The 17,138-nt window shown below is 56.3% G+C and carries 20 protein-coding genes; 12 read left to right on the top strand and 8 right to left on the bottom strand.

All coding sequences use genetic code 11. The features are described 5' to 3' along the window. Positions 1-40 precede the first annotated feature (40 nt). Entirely contained in the window at positions 41-775 is a 735-nt protein-coding gene (gene fnrA / locus ACI7M0_RS08255; RefSeq protein ID WP_003254301.1) for a Crp/Fnr family transcriptional regulator FnrA, read from the top strand. 55 nt (positions 776-830) lie between these two features. Continuing rightward, positions 831-1,379, top strand: coding sequence for an adenine phosphoribosyltransferase (locus ACI7M0_RS08250; protein WP_009683910.1), 549 nt, complete (start codon positions 831-833; stop codon positions 1,377-1,379). A 118-nt stretch (positions 1,380-1,497) separates the two neighbouring features. On the opposite strand, the gene recR is transcribed toward ACI7M0_RS08250, so the two are convergent. After that, positions 1,498-2,100: a recombination mediator RecR gene (gene recR / locus ACI7M0_RS08245; protein ID WP_003254304.1), complete on the bottom strand. Its 603-nt coding sequence runs from the start codon at positions 2,098-2,100 to the stop codon at positions 1,498-1,500. 155 nt (positions 2,101-2,255) lie between these two features. Here recR and ACI7M0_RS08240 point away from each other — a divergent pair, with 155 nt between their 5' ends. After that, entirely contained in the window at positions 2,256-2,462 is a 207-nt protein-coding gene (locus ACI7M0_RS08240; protein ID WP_165366997.1) for a hypothetical protein, read from the top strand. Here ACI7M0_RS08240 and ACI7M0_RS08235 read toward each other — a convergent pair. Next, positions 2,459-2,794, bottom strand: coding sequence for a YbaB/EbfC family nucleoid-associated protein (locus tag ACI7M0_RS08235; protein ID WP_003254305.1), 336 nt, complete (start codon positions 2,792-2,794; stop codon positions 2,459-2,461). The genes ACI7M0_RS08240 and ACI7M0_RS08235 overlap by 4 nt on opposite strands. 63 nt (positions 2,795-2,857) lie before the next feature. After that, on the bottom strand, positions 2,858-4,933 hold the full coding sequence (dnaX, locus tag ACI7M0_RS08230; RefSeq protein WP_129933784.1) for a DNA polymerase III subunit gamma/tau: 2,076 nt from the start codon (positions 4,931-4,933) through the stop codon (positions 2,858-2,860). Positions 4,934-5,054: 121 nt separating this feature from the next. Here dnaX and ACI7M0_RS08225 point away from each other — a divergent pair, with 121 nt between their 5' ends. Next, positions 5,055-5,861 carry an ABC transporter substrate-binding protein gene (locus tag ACI7M0_RS08225; RefSeq protein ID WP_129933785.1) on the top strand — a complete coding sequence of 269 codons (807 nt, stop codon included), beginning with the start codon at positions 5,055-5,057 and terminating at the stop codon, positions 5,859-5,861. A 319-nt stretch (positions 5,862-6,180) separates the two neighbouring features. Next, positions 6,181-7,134, top strand: a complete 954-nt coding sequence (locus ACI7M0_RS08220) for an IS110 family transposase (protein ID WP_392523497.1) — start codon at positions 6,181-6,183, stop codon at positions 7,132-7,134. A 62-nt stretch (positions 7,135-7,196) separates the two neighbouring features. Here the strand turns inward: ACI7M0_RS08220 and ACI7M0_RS08215 are convergent, their stop codons facing one another. Continuing rightward, positions 7,197-7,472, bottom strand: a complete 276-nt coding sequence (locus ACI7M0_RS08215) for a hypothetical protein (RefSeq protein ID WP_012051686.1) — start codon at positions 7,470-7,472, stop codon at positions 7,197-7,199. Positions 7,473-7,928: 456 nt separating this feature from the next. On the opposite strand from ACI7M0_RS08215, the gene ACI7M0_RS08210 reads away from it, so the two are divergent. Both ACI7M0_RS08210 and ACI7M0_RS08205 read left to right on the top strand, forming a co-directional pair. After that, positions 7,929-8,123: a hypothetical protein gene (locus tag ACI7M0_RS08210; protein WP_020193510.1), complete on the top strand. Its 195-nt coding sequence runs from the start codon at positions 7,929-7,931 to the stop codon at positions 8,121-8,123. 32 nt (positions 8,124-8,155) lie between these two features. Continuing rightward, positions 8,156-8,335: a hypothetical protein gene (locus ACI7M0_RS08205; RefSeq protein WP_010955016.1), complete on the top strand. Its 180-nt coding sequence runs from the start codon at positions 8,156-8,158 to the stop codon at positions 8,333-8,335. Between the two features lie 15 nt (positions 8,336-8,350). Here the strand turns inward: ACI7M0_RS08205 and ACI7M0_RS08200 are convergent, their stop codons facing one another. Continuing rightward, the gene (locus ACI7M0_RS08200) at positions 8,351-8,839 is read right to left on the bottom strand and encodes a DUF2938 domain-containing protein (protein ID WP_104887837.1); all 489 of its coding nucleotides are present in this window, start codon (positions 8,837-8,839) and stop codon (positions 8,351-8,353) included. Between the two features lie 83 nt (positions 8,840-8,922). On the opposite strand from ACI7M0_RS08200, the gene ACI7M0_RS08195 reads away from it, so the two are divergent. From ACI7M0_RS08195 to ACI7M0_RS08185, 3 genes are all read left to right on the top strand, one after another. Further along, positions 8,923-9,342, top strand: coding sequence for a helix-turn-helix domain-containing protein (locus ACI7M0_RS08195; RefSeq protein ID WP_129933233.1), 420 nt, complete (start codon positions 8,923-8,925; stop codon positions 9,340-9,342). A 272-nt stretch (positions 9,343-9,614) separates the two neighbouring features. Next, positions 9,615-10,916 (top strand): site-specific integrase, encoded by a 1,302-nt coding sequence (locus tag ACI7M0_RS08190; protein ID WP_121161260.1) that lies wholly within the window; start codon positions 9,615-9,617, stop codon positions 10,914-10,916. Between the two features lie 884 nt (positions 10,917-11,800). Continuing rightward, on the top strand, positions 11,801-13,276 hold the full coding sequence (locus ACI7M0_RS08185; RefSeq protein WP_129933235.1) for a DEAD/DEAH box helicase family protein: 1,476 nt from the start codon (positions 11,801-11,803) through the stop codon (positions 13,274-13,276). Positions 13,277-13,798: 522 nt separating this feature from the next. Here ACI7M0_RS08185 and ACI7M0_RS08180 read toward each other — a convergent pair. From ACI7M0_RS08180 to ACI7M0_RS08170, 3 genes are all read right to left on the bottom strand, one after another. Further along, positions 13,799-14,023, bottom strand: a complete 225-nt coding sequence (locus ACI7M0_RS08180) for a hypothetical protein (RefSeq protein ID WP_087534844.1) — start codon at positions 14,021-14,023, stop codon at positions 13,799-13,801. Positions 14,024-14,404: 381 nt separating this feature from the next. Further along, positions 14,405-14,842, bottom strand: coding sequence for a hypothetical protein (locus tag ACI7M0_RS08175; protein WP_129933237.1), 438 nt, complete (start codon positions 14,840-14,842; stop codon positions 14,405-14,407). A gap of 107 nt (positions 14,843-14,949) precedes the next feature. Continuing rightward, on the bottom strand, positions 14,950-15,228 hold the full coding sequence (locus ACI7M0_RS08170) for a hypothetical protein (protein WP_256658264.1): 279 nt from the start codon (positions 15,226-15,228) through the stop codon (positions 14,950-14,952). 152 nt (positions 15,229-15,380) lie between these two features. Here ACI7M0_RS08170 and ACI7M0_RS08165 point away from each other — a divergent pair, with 152 nt between their 5' ends. Both ACI7M0_RS08165 and ACI7M0_RS08160 read left to right on the top strand, forming a co-directional pair. Beyond that, positions 15,381-15,626 carry a helix-turn-helix domain-containing protein gene (locus ACI7M0_RS08165; protein ID WP_087534842.1) on the top strand — a complete coding sequence of 82 codons (246 nt, stop codon included), beginning with the start codon at positions 15,381-15,383 and terminating at the stop codon, positions 15,624-15,626. A gap of 452 nt (positions 15,627-16,078) precedes the next feature. Continuing rightward, positions 16,079-16,783 carry a recombinase family protein gene (locus ACI7M0_RS08160; protein WP_129933239.1) on the top strand — a complete coding sequence of 235 codons (705 nt, stop codon included), beginning with the start codon at positions 16,079-16,081 and terminating at the stop codon, positions 16,781-16,783. Positions 16,784-17,138 lie beyond the last annotated feature (355 nt).

The raw sequence follows: 17,138 nt of genomic DNA, 5'->3' as shown, positions 1-17,138 counted from the left end.
CTTACGACTTATGTGTGCTTTCCCACAAGGATCGATTCAAATGTCCGAGCCAGTCAAACTGCGCCCACACAACCAGGCCCATTGCAAGGATTGCAGCCTGGCCCCTCTGTGCCTGCCTCTTTCGCTGAACCTGGAAGACATGGACGCGCTGGATGAAATCGTCAAACGCGGGCGGCCGCTCAAGAAAGGCGAGTTTCTGTTCCGCCAGGGTGACAGTTTTGGCTCGGTCTACGCAGTACGGTCCGGGGCCCTGAAAACCTTCAGCCTCAGCGACAGCGGCGAAGAGCAGATCACGGGCTTCCACCTGCCCAGCGAACTGGTCGGCCTGTCGGGCATGGATACCGAGGCCTACCCGGTATCGGCCCAGGCTCAGGAAACCACTTCGGTGTGTGAAATCCCCTTCGAGCGGCTGGACGAGCTGTCGGTGCAACTGCCACAGCTACGCCGCCAGCTGATGCGGGTAATGAGCCGTGAAATCCGCGACGACCAGCAAATGATGCTGCTGCTGTCGAAAAAAACCGCCGACGAGCGCATTGCCACCTTCCTGGTCAACCTGTCGGCGCGCTTCCGCGCCCGCGGCTATTCGGCCAATCAGTTCCGCCTGAGCATGTCGCGCAACGAAATCGGCAACTACCTTGGCCTGGCGGTAGAAACCGTGTCGCGGGTGTTCACCCGCTTCCAGCAGAACGGCCTGCTGCGCGCCGAGGGCAAGGAAGTGCACATCCTCGACCCGATCCAGCTGTGCGCGCTGGCCGGTGGTGCAATCGAGGCCTGACGCTGGTCTTTAGCGGGTATACTTGGGCATTCGTTTTCCCAGGATACCCGCAACAATGCACAGCGACGCCTTCGACCTCAAAGCCCTGATCCGCCCGGTAGTGGACTTCCCCAAACCGGGCGTGATCTTCCGCGACATTACCCCGTTATTCCAGTCGCCACGCGGGCTGCGCTATGTGGCCGACCAGTTCATCGAGCGCTATGTCGAGGCGGAATTCAGCCACATCGGCGCCATGGACGCGCGGGGCTTCCTGATCGGCTCGATCATCGCCCACCAGCTGAACAAGCCGCTGATCCTGTTCCGCAAGCAGGGCAAGCTGCCAGCCGATGTGCTGAGCGAGGGTTACCAGACCGAGTACGGCGAAGCCTTCCTGGAAGTGCATGCCGACAGCCTGTGTGAAGGCGACTCGGTGCTGATCTTCGATGACCTGATTGCTACTGGCGGTACGCTGCTGGCGGCGGCCAACCTGGTGCGTCGTACCGGGGCGCAGGTGTTCGAGGCGGCGGCGATCATCGACCTGCCGGAACTGGACGGGTCGCGTCGGTTGCAAGCGGCCGGGGTGCCTACCTTCTGCCTGACCGAGTTTTCCCTCAGCGAGTACTGAGTGGGCCTTTGGGGCTGCTTTGCAGCCCATTCGCGGGTAAACCCGCTCCTACGAAGGCCGCGTATGTTTTGTAGGCGCGGGTTTACCCGCGAATGGGCCGCCAAGCGGCCCCAATGAATCAGAGCGAAATGGGCCGGCGCCCTGCAAAGGCATGGGCCAGGGTACCGCCGTCCACCATCTCCAGCTCGCCGCCCAGCGGCACACCATGGGCAATGCGAGACGCCACCAAGCCCTTCTCGCTCAGCAACTGGGCAATGTAATGCGCCGTCGCCTCCCCCTCCACCGTCGGGTTGGTCGCCAGGATCACCTCGGTAAAGGTGCCCTGCTCTTCGATCCGCGCCATCAGCTGCGGAATACCGATCGCCTCAGGCCCCAGGCCATCCAGCGGCGACAGGTGCCCCTTGAGCACGAAGTAACGGCCACGGTAGCCAGTCTGCTCCACCGCATACACATCGGTCGGCCCCTCGACCACGCACAGCTGTGTGTCGTCACGGCGCGGGTCGGCGCACTGCGGGCACAGTTCCTGCTCGGTGAGGGTGCGACACTGGCGGCAATGCCCTACCCCTTCCATGGCCTGGGTCAAGGCCTGAGCCAGGCGCAGCCCGCCACTGCGGTCGCGCTCGAGCAGTTGCAGGGCCATGCGCTGGGCGGTTTTCTGGCCAACGCCTGGCAAGATGCGCAGGCCATCGATCAGTTGGCGGATGAGAGGGCTGAAGCTCATGGGAAAGGCCTGACAATTCAATAAGAGGCGGTTTATACCCAGCGGGGGCGGTGGCGTCAAATCAGGTCACCCCAAGTCTACGCGGCCTGCAGCTTTATGAGAGCAACTGCCTTGCACAAAACTGGAAAGCCAGTGTGATCACTGTGGGAGCGGGCATGCCCGCGAAGCAGGCTGCACAGTGGATGGCACGGGCTTCGCCCGTGTTCGCGGGCATGCCCGCTCCCACAGTGATCGTGCAAAATTTCAAAGTTCGAGCAAAACAGTTGTCCCGACATAAAAAAGCAGACCGCGTCTGGGTTGAAATCTACGCAAAAAAAACGCCGCTGATATCAGCGGCGTTTTTGAGTACCTCAATGCCTTAGAACGGCATCTTGAAGCCTGGCGGCAGCTGCATGCCGGCGGTCATGCCGCCCATCTTTTCCTGGCTGCTTTGCTCAACCTTGCGCACGGCGTCGTTCAGCGCAGCGGCAATGAGGTCTTCCAGTACTTCCTTGTCATCTTCATCAGTCGACATCAGGCTCTGGTCGATGCTGACGCGCTTGACGTCATGACGACCGGTCATCACCACGCTCACCAGCCCGCCACCGGACTGGCCGGTGACTTCGGCGTTCGCCAGTTCTTCCTGCATCTTCTGCATTTTTTCCTGCATCTGCTGGGCCTGCTTCATCAGGCCGGCCATGCCACCTTTCATCATGGGGTATACCTCGATTGGGTCATGTGATGCGGCCCGGCACCGGGCCGGCCGCATGGTTATCCATTACTGGCCCTGACTAGCCAGGGCTTCTACAGGCTCAATAGTATCCTGCCGCACCTTGGCGCCGAACAACTTGATCATCTGCTGGATCAACGGATCCTGCTCGATCGACGCGACGGCGTCCTGCTGGCGCTCGGCTCGCTTGCGTGCCGCCGCCTGAGCCGGGGTTTCCTGCTCGGGCAGGATCAGCTCGATGCGCAGGTTCAGCGTGCGCCCCAGGTGCTGGTTGAGCGCTTCGTTCAGGCGCCGCTGCTGGGTGGCGTTGAACAGCGCCCCCTGGCCAGGGTCCAGGTGCAGCAACCAGTCGTCGCCATCGGCGGCAATCAGCGTACAGTTTGCCGCGATGTTGCCTGTCATCCCGGACACAGGCAACTGTGGGAATAATTCCAGCCATTGCAAGGCCAGGCCGGTGGCCGGTTTGGCTGCCGGCAACGGTTCGGCAGCCGGTTTGGACACGTCTTCCTGAACATGTTCGGCCAATTCGTCCAGGTAGCTGAAACCTGCCGGATCGCTTTCGCCACCGTAATAGTCTTCGTCAAGCGGCGGCTCATCGTCGCGCTCCATCCCCACGGCAGCGTAGGCAGACGGGTCGAAAGGCGGCTCGTCGTGTGCCGGGGCGGCCTGTGTGGGCGCCACCGGGGCAACAGGCTCGGGCGCAGGTGCCGGTTCAGGCGCAGGTTCAGCCGCTAACGGCGCGGGTGCAACGGCTGGCTCTTCCCATGGCAGGTCGACCACTTCGGCGACCGGCTCAGGTACGGAGATGGCCTCGGCTTCGGCCTTCAGCTCAACATCTGCCTCGGCCTCCGGCTCATGATCAGCCGTCGCGGGTGCTGGCACTTCCAGCTGCGGGGCTTGCGCAACAGGCTCCGCCGGCACAGCCGCGACAGGCGGTGAAAGCGCGACCGGCGCCGCAGTTGCCACCTGCCCTGCAGGATCAGCTGTGGCCTGGCTGATCCCCGTTGGCTTTAGCACCGGCTTCGGTGCGTCGTCCGTGTCCGCCGGGCGGAACGCCAGCATACGCAGCAGCACCATCTCGAAGCCACCGCGCGGGTCCGGCGCAAGGGGCAGGTCACGGCGGCCTATCAGGCCCATCTGATAATAGAACTGCACATCCTCGGCCGGCAGCGCCGAAGCCAGCGCCAATACCCGCTCGCGATCACCCTGGCCGTTGTCTACCGCTTCGGGCAGCGCCTGGGCAATGGCTACACGGTGCAGCACATTGAGCATTTCGGCCAGAACGCCCGACCAGTCCGGCCCTTGCTCGGCCAGATTACGCACGGCCTCCAGCAAAGCCCTGGCATCGCCTTCGAGCAGTGCCTGCAAGACCCCATACACCTGGCCATGGTCGAGGCTACCCAACATGGCACGTACATCGGCGGCCAGTACCTTGCCTTCACCGAAGGCGATGGCCTGGTCGGTCAGGCTCATGGCATCCCGCATGGAGCCGTCGGCCGCACGCCCCAGCAGCCACAGGGCATCTTCCTCGAACGGCACGTTCTCGGCGGCCAGTACGTGGCTGAGGTGCTCCACCACCCGCTCCGGGCTCATGTTCTTCAACGAGAACTGCAGGCAGCGCGACAGGATGGTGGCCGGCAGCTTCTGCGGGTCGGTGGTGGCGAGGATGAACTTGACGTAGGGCGGCGGCTCTTCCAGCGTCTTGAGCAAGGCGTTGAACGAGTGGGTCGAGAGCATGTGCACTTCGTCGATCAGGTAGACCTTGAAGCGCCCACGGCTAGGGGCGTACTGCACGTTATCGAGCAGTTCGCGAGTGTCCTCGACCTTGGTACGGCTGGCGGCGTCGATCTCGATCAGGTCGACGAAACGGCCTTCGTCGATTTCCCGGCACACCGAACAGGTGCCACAGGGCGTGGAGGTGATGCCGGTTTCACAGTTCAGGCACTTGGCGATAATACGGGCGATGGTCGTCTTGCCCACCCCGCGGGTACCGGTGAACAGGTAGGCATGGTGCAGGCGCTGGTTGTCCAAGGCATTGATCAAGGCCTTGAGCACATGGGTCTGGCCGACCATTTCGCGGAACGAGCGCGGACGCCATTTTCGTGCAAGAACCTGATAACTCATCGAAAAACCATCGTAGCCTGATCGAGCGGAAGATCGCTAATGCTAGCGGAGCGGGGGCAAAATTGCACCCTGCGCAACTCGTCTAAGCTTGGAATGGCGCATTGTCCAGGGAGGATTGCCTTTGCGAAGACTGCTGGCCCTGTTACTGCTGTGGTCTACAAACAGCCTGGCTGACCAGCCGGTGCTGCGCTTCTCCGTAGCCGAGAGCTGGAGCATGCCCCTGGTACGCTTCGAAGGCGATCAGCCAGTGGAGGGATTGCTTTACGACCTGATGCAAGCTGTTGCCAGGCAAGTGGGCGCTCGCCCCGAGTTCCACGTCATGGCCCGCCTGCGCCTGGAGGAAGCCATGAGCAGCGGCGATATTGATGTGCGTTGCTACGTCAGTACCCAGTGGCTCAACGACCGTCCAAGGGATTTTGTGTGGAGTATCCCGCTGATTCATCAGCGCGACGTACTGGTGGGCCGCGCCGGCGACAGCACCCCGATGCCCCCGGAGCAACTGCCACCCCAGGCGATCGGCACGGTGCTGGGCTACACCTATTCAACCCTGCAACCACTGCTGGACCACGGCCAGTTGCACCGTGAGGACAGCCGCAACCAGTTGCTGGTACTGCAAAAGCTGCAGGCCGGCCGGTATCGCCATGCGGTGAGCAACCAGTTGTCGTTGCAGTGGTTCAACCAAGGGTTGCCAGCGGAGCAGCAATTGCAAGCGCTGGCGGTGCTGGACGAACAGGATTTGGGGTGCATGGTGCGCAACGATCCGGCGATACCGACACAAGGGCTGTTGCGGGCGTTGGTAAGGATGAAGCAGTCGGGGGAGATAGAGCGGATTTTGCAGCGGTATGAAGCGACGGGCGACCCGGACAGTATGTCTGTGGCCCGCCCCGAAATACCCAGCAAAATGCCGGCACACAGCCAGCGCAACTAACGGCCCTGCTCATTTCGCGACCGCTTGCGCAATCCCTGTGGGAGCGGGCTTGCCCGCGAACACGGGCGAAGCCCGTGCCATCCACCGCGCTATATTCTTCGCGGGCACGCCCGCTTGTATGGTTAGACTTGAAGGGGTGGTGGGACTAAATGCCCGATTCTGACTGTTACGAGCAGTACAGACCGTGGGAGACATCGCCCCACCCCTTCCACCAAAGCGCCGATAAAGAATGCATCGTTTGCAAGCGACGATAGAAGCAAGCCAGCGCCTCTTGGTGAAAGCCCCTCAAGCCGAAAAACCATAACGTGGAGAGCCGCCGATGGCAATGCAGGTAGTGAAGTCGATCATCGGAGCGGACGTTGCAAAAGCTGAATTGGTGATCCATCACGAGGAGCGTGATGAGATCATCAAGCTGAAAAACTCTAAATCTGAAATCAATAAGTGGCTCAGGCAGCAGCCACTGAACACGGCTATCGCCGTTGAAGCGACCAACATCTATCACTTGGATCTGGTCGAGCTAGCCCATGGCATGGGCTTCGATGTTTATGTCATTGATGGATTTCAACTGAGTAACTATCGCAAGAGTGTTGGCGGCCGAGTCAAAACTGACCCGTCCGATGCGCGGTTACTGTCCCGTTTTCTGAAAAACGAGGGTGAGGATCTTCGCCCTTGGACCCCGCCTCCCGCCGTCTACGGCAAGCTGCAGAGCCTTCTGCGGCGCAGGGCTGCGCTGGTATCGGCACGTACTGCAATGACGCAGAGCTGGGCTAACGAGGGCCTGTTGAAAGCGGCCTTCGAAACCTTCGTCAAGTCGATAGAACGGCTGGACTTGCTGATACAAAAGAAGATCAAAGAAGTATTGCGAGAGGCAGGGCTGCTTGAACAGGTTATTCGCTGCCAAGCCGTGGAAGGTATTGGTTTTCTCACAGCGTCAGCACTGGTAATGGCATTTATCAGAGGCGAATTCAAAAGCAGTGACGCTTACATCGCCTTCTTGGGGATGGATCTGCGAGTGAATGACTCCGGGCAAAAGAATGGACGCCGCCGCCTTACAAAGCGAGGCTGTTCGGAGATCCGTCGTTTGTTGCATAACGCAGCGATGTCGGCCAGTAGGTCAGCTACCTGGAAAGACGTGTATGAGCAGTATCGGAGCAACGGTAAAGCAACGACTCAGGCATTAGTGATCTTGGCTCGCAAGCTCGCTCGCGTCGCATTCGCCCTGATGCGAGATCAGGGCGAATACGTCACCAAAAGCCGCAAATTGGCTTGCTGAAAACCATAGAATCTCCCACAGCGTTGTGCGGCACACTCACAATCTCTATCACAAACTCAATGTCACCGGCCTTTACGTTCAAACGCCAAGCTGACAGCATCCGCCTGCCCCCAGGCAATCTGCATGGCCCGCAACCCATGCTCCAATAACTGCCTGGTTTCTTCGTCCTGAATACGCTCAAGCGCCCGCCGGCTATCGCTGTAGGCGAACATCAGGTAGTGGGAAACATTCATCAACGCGAACTCCATCGGGACGATGCCTTCGCTGATCGCGCGGGAAAGGGACTTGCCTTGGGGAAGATCGAAGACGTGGGGTGGATCGGGGACCAGTTTTTTCATGAGTTCACCATACCGGGCTGAGAGCACCCTTTCGCTTCCACACTTAGGGTGACAGTTGTACGCGGGGTGGAAGACCAGGGGTATGGCAAACCCGGCAGGCCCGAAGGCCTCCCACGCACAACCGTCATATCGACAGCCGCCAAACCACCCAGGCTTCCACACCCGATCGCTGAACTGACAGCGACCGAAAAAGCCTAGTGGGCGAGGTTGACCGGGACAATCAGACGGGAGACGACGGAGATCGTAGGATAATTCGCTATACCTACCTGACATGTAGGAGCTTTCTTCGATTGATATCAGATCCGTCTAAAATTACTCCGACGTGACATACATGACGATCTTGATCGCAATTGGACTACAACACTCACTGGAAGACGGCGGTTTCGCGGCCGAACCAAACCGCACACAATCAAGCCCGCCCCCCGGCACCTTCGCCGCAACAGAATAGACAGCCCGATGCATCAGGATGATCGTGAACATCTCGAACTTGAGAAGTTACAAAATGAAGGCCGCAAGTTAAGGGCCGAGGCACAGAAATTTGTAGCGGAAGCGCGTAAGCTCCGGCAGGAGGCGTTCTGGTACCCAATCGCAACGGGTTCAGCAGTTGTCACGACCATAGTTGGCGTAATGGCACTGGCCAGCAAGCTCTGAGCTTCGATTAATCCAGCCACAAGGAGTAACAAATGCACCGCGCCGCCCAGGATCACACCAGAACAGCACTGAATGAAGCAGAAGCGTTCGCCGAAGAAATGCGCAACCTTCGAGCGTCTTCGCCATGGACGGGTGTGCTCCTTTTTTACATCGGCGCAATCTCTACAGGGGTACTGCTGTTAGCAGGCATGCTGATTTTGCGCTCGCTCTGACCCAACTCCCTGCCGTCACACCAAAGCAAGTAAACCCGCACTCAAGAACAACCCCACACCAAACACAAAATGCGTGGCCAGGCTCTTCAGGCAGTTACGCGCAGGCGTCGGCGTCCTGGACGAAAAGAACCCTGCCCCCATCGCTGGCTGCATGAAGCACAGCGGCGCCACGGCTGTACCCACACCCACAACTACTGCAGGTAAAAGAGTAGGCGACCGCAACCAGCCCTCCCCTACGATCACAACCAGCAGCATCGCGAAAAGCACGCCGGTGGCGTAGTGAATCACCCATCCCCACGCCAACTCATCTCGCACCGGTTCCGCTTTGGCAATCGCCTGATGAGAAACACGCCCGCCTAGCAGGTGCCCCGCCCAACGTCCGACCATGGCAAAGTTCAGCGTTGCCACACCCAACCGCCTCAGCAGCAGCCCCCACAGGTCCATCACTACAGTGGCGCCGATGCCAATCGGCAACGCAGCTAGAAACATCGCAGTAAACGTCATTTGAACAAGCCCTCGAAGGTTGACGGTCATTACCATGCCGCGCAGCATAGAAGTTGAAGTCAACTTCAAGTCAAGGGCCCGAAATGGATATTGCCGACGTCGCCAAACGCACAGGCGTACCCGCATCGACACTGCGTTACTACGAGAAGAAAGGCTTGCTCAAGTCCTTGGCCGGGCGCGGCCAGCGTCGACAGTTTGCAGCCGATGTGGCAGACCGGTTGGCGCTGATCGCCCTGGGGCAGGCCGCGGGGTTTTCGCTGGATGAAGTGGGGGCGATGCTGGTGGACCTGCAGGTCGACCGGCAGATGCTGATGGCCAAGGCGGACGAGCTGGATGCGCGGATCAAGCGGTTGCAGGCTATGAGCAAGGGGTTGCGGCATGCCGCGCAATGCCCTGAGAAAGATCATCTGGCATGCCCGAAATTCCAGCGGCTGATGAAGCTGTCGGCGGCGGGAGCATTGGGCGAAAAGCAGGAAAGAACGAAGGCGTTCGTTACAGATTGAGGTTTTCCGACCCCAGAAATGGAGGCGGCCCCACCAGCCACACCCCGGCACTCGATTTTCCCGCTATGGCTGCTCCCTTCCGGGCCTGACCAGGTCGCATGCGAGCATGCTTGGTAATCAATGCGGGCCTTATGGGGCAAGGGTTTCAGGCTGATGAGGTAGATCGTCATCTACCCGTGCAGACACCAAGCACGCTCGCTCAAGACTCGGGGTGTGTCCAGAATTGTTCCACTCAATTGGTCCACTTTACTGGTCCACTCTGGTGTTCATTCATGGCCTACATCGTCCGCCGCCAGTCCGTTTACTACCTGAACCTTCGACTGCCAAAGCACCTGTTTCCGAACCGGCACACCCTCCGCATATCCCTGCGAGTGCGAGAACGGCAAGCAGCTTTGTACCTTGCCACCTCCTTAGCTCAGCGGGTGAGCAGTCACCTGAGCGAGCACCCCCTAACACCTCCGGAAACGCTGCGTGTGCTTTGCGTGCAATGGTGCAAGTCGTCACCTATGCCAAACCCGCGCGCTGCACCACAGCAAGCTATGGGGCTCACAGCGAAGCCAACAAGTGGCGGCCCTACCCTGGCAACCCTTTCCAAGCACTATATAGAGGAAGGCAAACGCGGTGGCACATGGAGGCAAGGCAGCATCGACGATGTGGAACGTGCACTAGCCGACCTGTTCGAGCTGATGGGTGACATGCCTGCGGTAGCGTTCGATGCTCAACAAGCTCGCCTGCTAAAAGAACGGCTCAGCCGTTGCCCCCAGTATTTCGGGTTACGGCCAGAGTTCAAGGGCAAAACACTGAAGCAGGTGGTTGAGTCCGGTAGCGGCTACAAAACCATCACTGCGGTCACAGTGAACAACCGGCTACGCAAACTCACCGCCTTTCTTAGCTGGTGCAGGACGAACGGCTATGTTGCAGAGAATCCACTCGTTGGCATGAAGGTGATGACAGGCTCCGCAAAGGAAGCACGACTCTCATTCGACCGCAGCGACTTGGCAACGATACTGAACCATGAAGCACTACTGAAGGAAGCACGTAAGCACCCGTGGCGCTACTGGTTGCCTCTAATGGGGCGACTTACCGGGGCACGACTAGAAGAGCTATGCCAGTTGCGGGTTGATGACTTCCCTGAGCACCAGGGTATTCAGTGCATTCGCATTGATGACAGCCGTGAAGGCCAGAACCTCAAGAACGCCAGCAGCCGACGACTGCTTCCCCTGCACCCTCTCCTGCTGGACCTGGGCCTGCTTCAGTATGTTGAATCAGTCAAAGCTACCGGCGCTGATCGTGTATTCCCTGAGCTAGAAGCAGTGCGGGGCAAGCTGGGCCATGCGCCCTCGAAGTGGTTCGGTCGCTACAAGACGAAGCTGGGCATTACCGATACCCGGAAAACGTTCCACAGCTTCCGCCACACGCTCATAGACGACCTGCGCGATGCTGGGGTGCAAGATTCGCTCATCAAGCGGATCGCTGGGCACGAGGATGGAGCGGTAACCTTCAGCGTCTACGGCAGCCGTAGCCCCCTGAAGGCGATGCTAGAAGCCCTCCAGCACATCCACATCCCTGGCTGAATGCTTTGCACGCAGAAGCGCTAGCCTGAACCCTAGGTTGTCTATACCACTGGGTACTTACGGTGAGTATCCACACCGGTGCCTGGTTGTCTATACATCTACTCATTTACGTACGTACGCACGTACGCACTTGTATAGGTAAGCCATTGATCAATGGATCAAGCAATCACTTGGTCAATGGCTCACGTGAGCACGTGCTTGCTTGGTTGCTTGCTTACTTGGTTACTTGGTTACTTGGTTACTTGGTTACTTGGTTACTTGGTTACTTGAAGAATTACGCAATTAAGTAATCAAGCAATACTTATGGAAAGAATCGCTTCGGAATTTAATCTTCAAATGGCCATTGACAATAGAATTCGAATATCTAGAATGCGACCTCACAACAGCAGCCTCGGATAAACCACATGATATGCACCCATATGTAGTCCGCACGGTAGCATCCCGTTATTGCGAGCTAACTGATGACGATGAGCACTGCCCTGCACTTTACTTTCTGATGACAGCGAATGAGGAAATCCTTGGAATTACCGACGATCCGTCTGAAGGTGAAGATGATCACTGCATTGCCGCAAGCAAGGCTGACCTTACATTCCTCACGGAGTTTCAAAATAACTGACCAGAAGCAAACCCATATTTCTGGGAGCTACAACTTTATCGAAACTACATCAAAGCCAGCATGGAACTCTACCGAATCAGACGAGGTCACGAAGATGAATGCCCTACGGAGCAAGTGCGGAAGATCGACTCCATCAGGCACGCGCATTAATAGCCATTAGCAAACATACTCTTCAAGTCATTAGCCTTCCACTGTAAATTCATTCCACCACCAACTTCAGGGCGGCACGCCTTGGTCACACTAGTGCGCCCTGATTAAACTGAAGCCAATGAAGATCATCAATACCCTAATAGCCCCTCCGGGAGCAGGTAAAACCACTTGGTTGATCAACCATCTCAATCACAACAAGGATCACCGCTGTATCATTGCATTTCCGACCAAGCTTCTTTCCACAGAAGTGCAAAGCAGGTTGAGAACCTTAAACCTTAAATTCGATGCAATTGATAGCGACACAGTAGAAGGCTCCGTGACTCAATGCTTGGAGACAAACCTACTACAACAGAACGATCAGATAATCATATGCACCCATGAGTCTCTCAGCCTGATTAGACCAAGCACATTACAAGGCTGGCATGTATACATAGACGAAATACCTACAACATGGGATTGTGAAACACTCACCTTCACAGAAATTTCATATCAAGCAGTAATAGCGCAGTACATTGACGATAGCGAAGCAGGCAGCAAGCGAATAAAAGCAAAATCCACCTGCAACAAATTAATTCACGAACTCGCCACAAAACACGACACTACAATATCGAAAGAAGCTCGCAAATTATTTAAATCGCTTTTAGATCAAAGGTACGTGATTGAAGTTGATCCACTGGACGCCAAGAAAAATAGAACCGTCCGAGTAATCGGAGTCAAAGACTACATCCCTGCATTCGAGGCAGCAGAGTCAACTACTATCATGGGAGCAGAGATTGATAAATCTCTTCTTGGCGTTATCTTGAGGGGAGCAGGCTGGTCTACCACCCCGATCAATGCGAACCTTGACTTTAGAGGCTACCAAAATAGAGTAATCATTCACCCGTTCCTCGAAAATAAATCCTACTCGAAGAAAATTGCACTAATGAGAGGAGGCAAGGAATATAACGAGTACCAAGAGGACTGCCTTCTTGACGCCTGGCTGAGAAAAGACGTTCTGCGATTAATTGGCTCTAAGAGGGCGATTCTAGTTGCACACGCTTGGTGCACACTTCCTCTACCTGAGTCCAGTAACATAACGCCCATTAAGATCGATAGTCGTGGGGTCAATGAATATGATGATTACAGCATTGCTGTCTGTCTTCAGCATGGCAACATAACGCCTATCGAGAACAGAAGTATTCCGACCCTGGCGGACCTCCTTTCGAAAAAACGCACGGTTGATGCGAAGGACATTAGAGAGGCTATCAAGTACGAGAGATTTTATGAATCTACTCTGCAATCTGTCTGCAGGACCGCTCTACGCTCACGAGACCATGGAGATGAAATTCTACTTTTCGTCCAAGACCAGAGCATAGCTGAATTTCTTCTCGATAAAATTCAAGACTGCATCATAGACAACACTTACTCCGAGGTAGTGGTGATAGGAAAGTCACCCTCGATGACCAATAGAGAAAGCCTTCAACAGCAAGCAGTCATGTTATGGAAGAGTGGGCACGAAGAAGAATTCATTGCAGAGCAAGTAAAGAAAACCACTAGAACAGTAAGGAGCTGGCTAAAACCCCACAAGCAGCTTAAAGCCATACAAGAAGGCTAGACACTGGAAATTTTCCCTTAGGAATTCTCTAAGAGATTTTTTCCATCGCCAATGATCATCAGGATCAGGTTCATCAACAGTCGAGCCAACCAGAGGAAAAAATTGAATCCAGAAGGGAGGTAAAACTACCACTACCCCTTCTTATAGCCCTGCCGTGAGGCGAGAATAAAATTCTATGCAGAGGGAAGGAACAAGGGCGAGCAGAGCCCCTTCCCGCTCTTGATCCTACTGCCTAGATATTACCTGTGGCCTCAGCCACGATTAGGACACACTCAATAGCACGCAGCAACCATGATCAAATTTAACAAGGTGTGCTTACTGTACACCATTACATTATTTTAGAGGTATCAGCAGAGCGGGGAGGGCTTTTCCTCCTCCCTCCCCCTGAACATAGTTACAAGCATCACTCCGTGCTCAGCGGAACAGGTATGGGATAACGGTGCCGATAACCGAAGACGGAAGTAAGCAGGGAGCATACAATGCATGCCCCTTGCTTGATCACTACTGGACGCAATGAGCGATTTAACGCAAGACCATTCCCGGCTGAAGGATCGAAGCTCTAATGACGCAATCGAAGATTCCATCCTGCTTCGCGTCTTCGTTCACAGCATCCAGCCAGCCAAGCTCAGACAGCCTCGTCATGGCCCGAGAAATACGTTGGCTATCGATGCAACAAAGGCGAGGTAAGTATTCAATCTCAATTTTCGCCCGTCCTTCACTGTCCATCCGTGCCAAGAGAAGCAGCATCAGTGACACCTCATCTGGGCACGCTTGTATCAGCGCTGCCATCAGTTCGAATGTACATCGCGGAGGATGTACTGGCTCACCATGGTCATAGCTCAAAGGGGGTCTGCCTTCCCATTTATCCGCCATCAGCTGATACCCCGCACGTTGCAAATAAAGGCTAACAGCAATACTCCTGCATGATGCTTCGTCCGGGCCAGCTTACCCAGTTCCTCGAATAGAGCTTGACTGGCCCACGCCTTGTCTTGCTCAATACCGGAGATGCTTGTGGGTGAAACGTGTCGTTCAGTCATAAGTAATCCTCTGCAACGCAGTTGAAAGTTCGTTTGTCTTACGGACTTACTGGCTTACCGACTTACTCCTGGGTCACGCTTCGCAGACAAGCTACTGGGAAAACTTCTCCGCCGTCAGCAGTGCCCGCCTACTCGTCTCGTACTGGGTCGCAGCCATGGCATCCTTCGGTGTGGATATGGTCATTCCAGCCATATAAACCGACCACTTCGAGTACAAATCCTTACTCAGCTCCAAGGTCTCAGTGGTCACCTTGGCTTGCTTGAGGCGAGCAATGGCCTCATTCCCCCGCTGGAAGGCGTATTGCTGGCAATCCGCTAAGGCTTCAGCACGGTCGTCTGGTCGCTTACTCGATCCGTAGCCACGGAGCTGGCTGTAAAGGATGTAGCCCATTGCGGCCTCCTGGCTGCATCTCCCGGCGTTATGCTCAAGCACATTCTGGAAATTCCAAGCCGGAGAGAAGGTATCTTTGTACTTAACTTCAATCGGCGTGAACGTCCATCGCTCGGCAAGTGCAGCATCTGTGTACACGATTGGTTCATACCGTGACTGAGTACACCCAGCTAGAAGAGTCAGCGCTCCTGTGATCGCTACGCTTCGAATCGTACAACGCATCGTCAATTTCTCTCGTAGTGGTCTCACTGAATTCTGATGGCGCTGTAGCCCTTGCCGATCATGCAATTCTGGTATGCCTTCTGTTGCTTGAGCTGGATATTTGCACCCTCGGCAATGGTGCCACGGTACTCCCAGTCTGCAACCTGGATCATCGCAGACTGGTTCTGGCACTTGGCGTCATCCTGCATCACCGTCTCATCAGAGGCCCCAGGTTTGACCATCCGATACTGCGGGGTACTACATCCAGCCATCAACACCACAGCGCCGGCAACCAGCAAGGCCAACCATCTTCCTTTCAACATCAATATTCCTGCCTCTGCTTAAGTAGCGACCATCACAGCCGCCGCCGCAATGGCCACTTGCCATTGTCCGAGCAGAATGATGCCACGCCCCGAACGAAATTCACAGTATCCTGTGAAGACGCCAGCACAACCCGATCCGAGAGTGCTACCTCATGCAGAGGGGGTACGGTTTGGACGCAGGGTTGGCATTCGGCAAGGTTCTACGCGAGCGGCGGAAGCAGGCAGGACTGACACAGGAGAAGCTGGCGCTGGAGGCAGATGTGCAGCGGAATTACGTCAGCCTTATTGAGAGGGGTGTACATCAACCCACAATCAACATCATCTTCAAGCTAGCCTCTGCACTCGGGTGCAAACCGTCTGACCTCGTTGCAGACGTCGAGACGCTCACCCACGATTGACCTTGCTCGCTACGACAGCACCCCGGCCAGCTTAACCCGAGGCCAGGTAACGCTACCTTGCGCCACAGCCCCTTCAGATCAAGCCTTCGTTTACTAAACGCATAACTAATCCCGAACTAATTGTCCAAAGGCATCTTTCCTAGAAATGCCCTGCTCTCATTAGCATCTAAGGCCCAAATTACGTGGCATTGACGGTGAAGGCGCTAAGCAAATGACGCTACACGGCCTTACATCCCGCAATTCGGTGGCATTCAGCCTCTAAGCTTCCTGGACTTTCCCCCAACGTGGGGAAGTAACCTGCCTTTAATGGAGGGAATGGTGATGCAAGCCCAGGCTTACCCCACCATCGGGCGGCGCTTTCGTCTGGTTGTGAAATGCTTATTACAACTGTTGATCGGTCGTTGTAACAGATGTAAAGTCACATTATCAGCTACCTGCAAGGAATCACCACCATGGAAGTTGTTGCCTACTACCGCGTTAGCACCAAGGGCCAAGGGGAATCGGGCTTGGGTCTTGAGGCCCAGCGGGAATACATCAAGTTCGCTGCCGAGCAGCATGGCTGGATGGTGGTGGCTGAATTTGAAGATGTGGGCGTGTCTGGTGGCATGCACCCGCTAGAGCGCCCAGCAGGCGCCAAGGCTTTCGCAGACGGGCGCCCAGTAGTGGTAGCCAAGCTGGACCGCCTAAGCCGCGACGTAGAGCATATAGCGGGGTTGATGAAGCGCCACAAGTTTCGTGTAGCCACTATGCCCACTGCCGACACGTTCCAGTTGCATATCTATGCCGTTCTGGCCGAGCAGGAACGCACTTTTATCAGCGAACGCACCAAAGCCGCATTAAAGTCGCTGGAAGCCCGTGCAGCAGCAGGGGACTCAGAAGCGGTGCAGAAGATCGAGAACCGCACTCAGGCGCTCGCCAAGGGCCGTAGTATGTTGAACAGAGGTAAAGGGCACGCCACCCAGCGGCGCCAGGCAGACGACCGAGCCGCACTTGTCAAGGACGCTATAGAACTGTGTGTACTCAAGGGCGCTAGCAGCCTACAGGCCGTGGCCGACTGCCTGATAGCACGCAACATACCTACCGCCCGTGGAGGTCAATGGTCAGCAACAGCAGTGATGCGAGTGATGCAGCGACTGGAATTGCAACTGGTCAAGTGAGGGGCACTAGAACAAAGTGCTATGTGCATCTATCCTGCGGCATCAGCCCCTAGAGTGAGCACACCATGGAAGACCTGGACGCGGCGATAGCGGACGCCCTTGAAGCGCTGCAAATGAACCAGACTGCGTTAAGGGCAGCGGTGGAAGAGGTAAGTACATGGATCAGACAGCGGGGATCAGTCAGTATCCACGATAACGTGATGGCGACACTGGAGGCTCTAGACCTTCAGGCAAGCAGCATAGCCTCTGCAATAGAGAGCCTACGTTCATAGCCGCCTTCGGGGCGGGTTTTTAATGCTCGCCATATTTTAAAATTTCAGATAGTGGTATCAAGTTGGCGCGGGAATAGGGTTAA

The organism is Pseudomonas sp. 10(2024), from assembly GCF_045164175.1.
GTDB classification, from domain to species: domain Bacteria; phylum Pseudomonadota; class Gammaproteobacteria; order Pseudomonadales; family Pseudomonadaceae; genus Aquipseudomonas; species Aquipseudomonas alloputida.
Note: the sequence above shows the minus strand (reverse complement) of the source record. Positions and strands in the feature narration are given on the sequence as shown.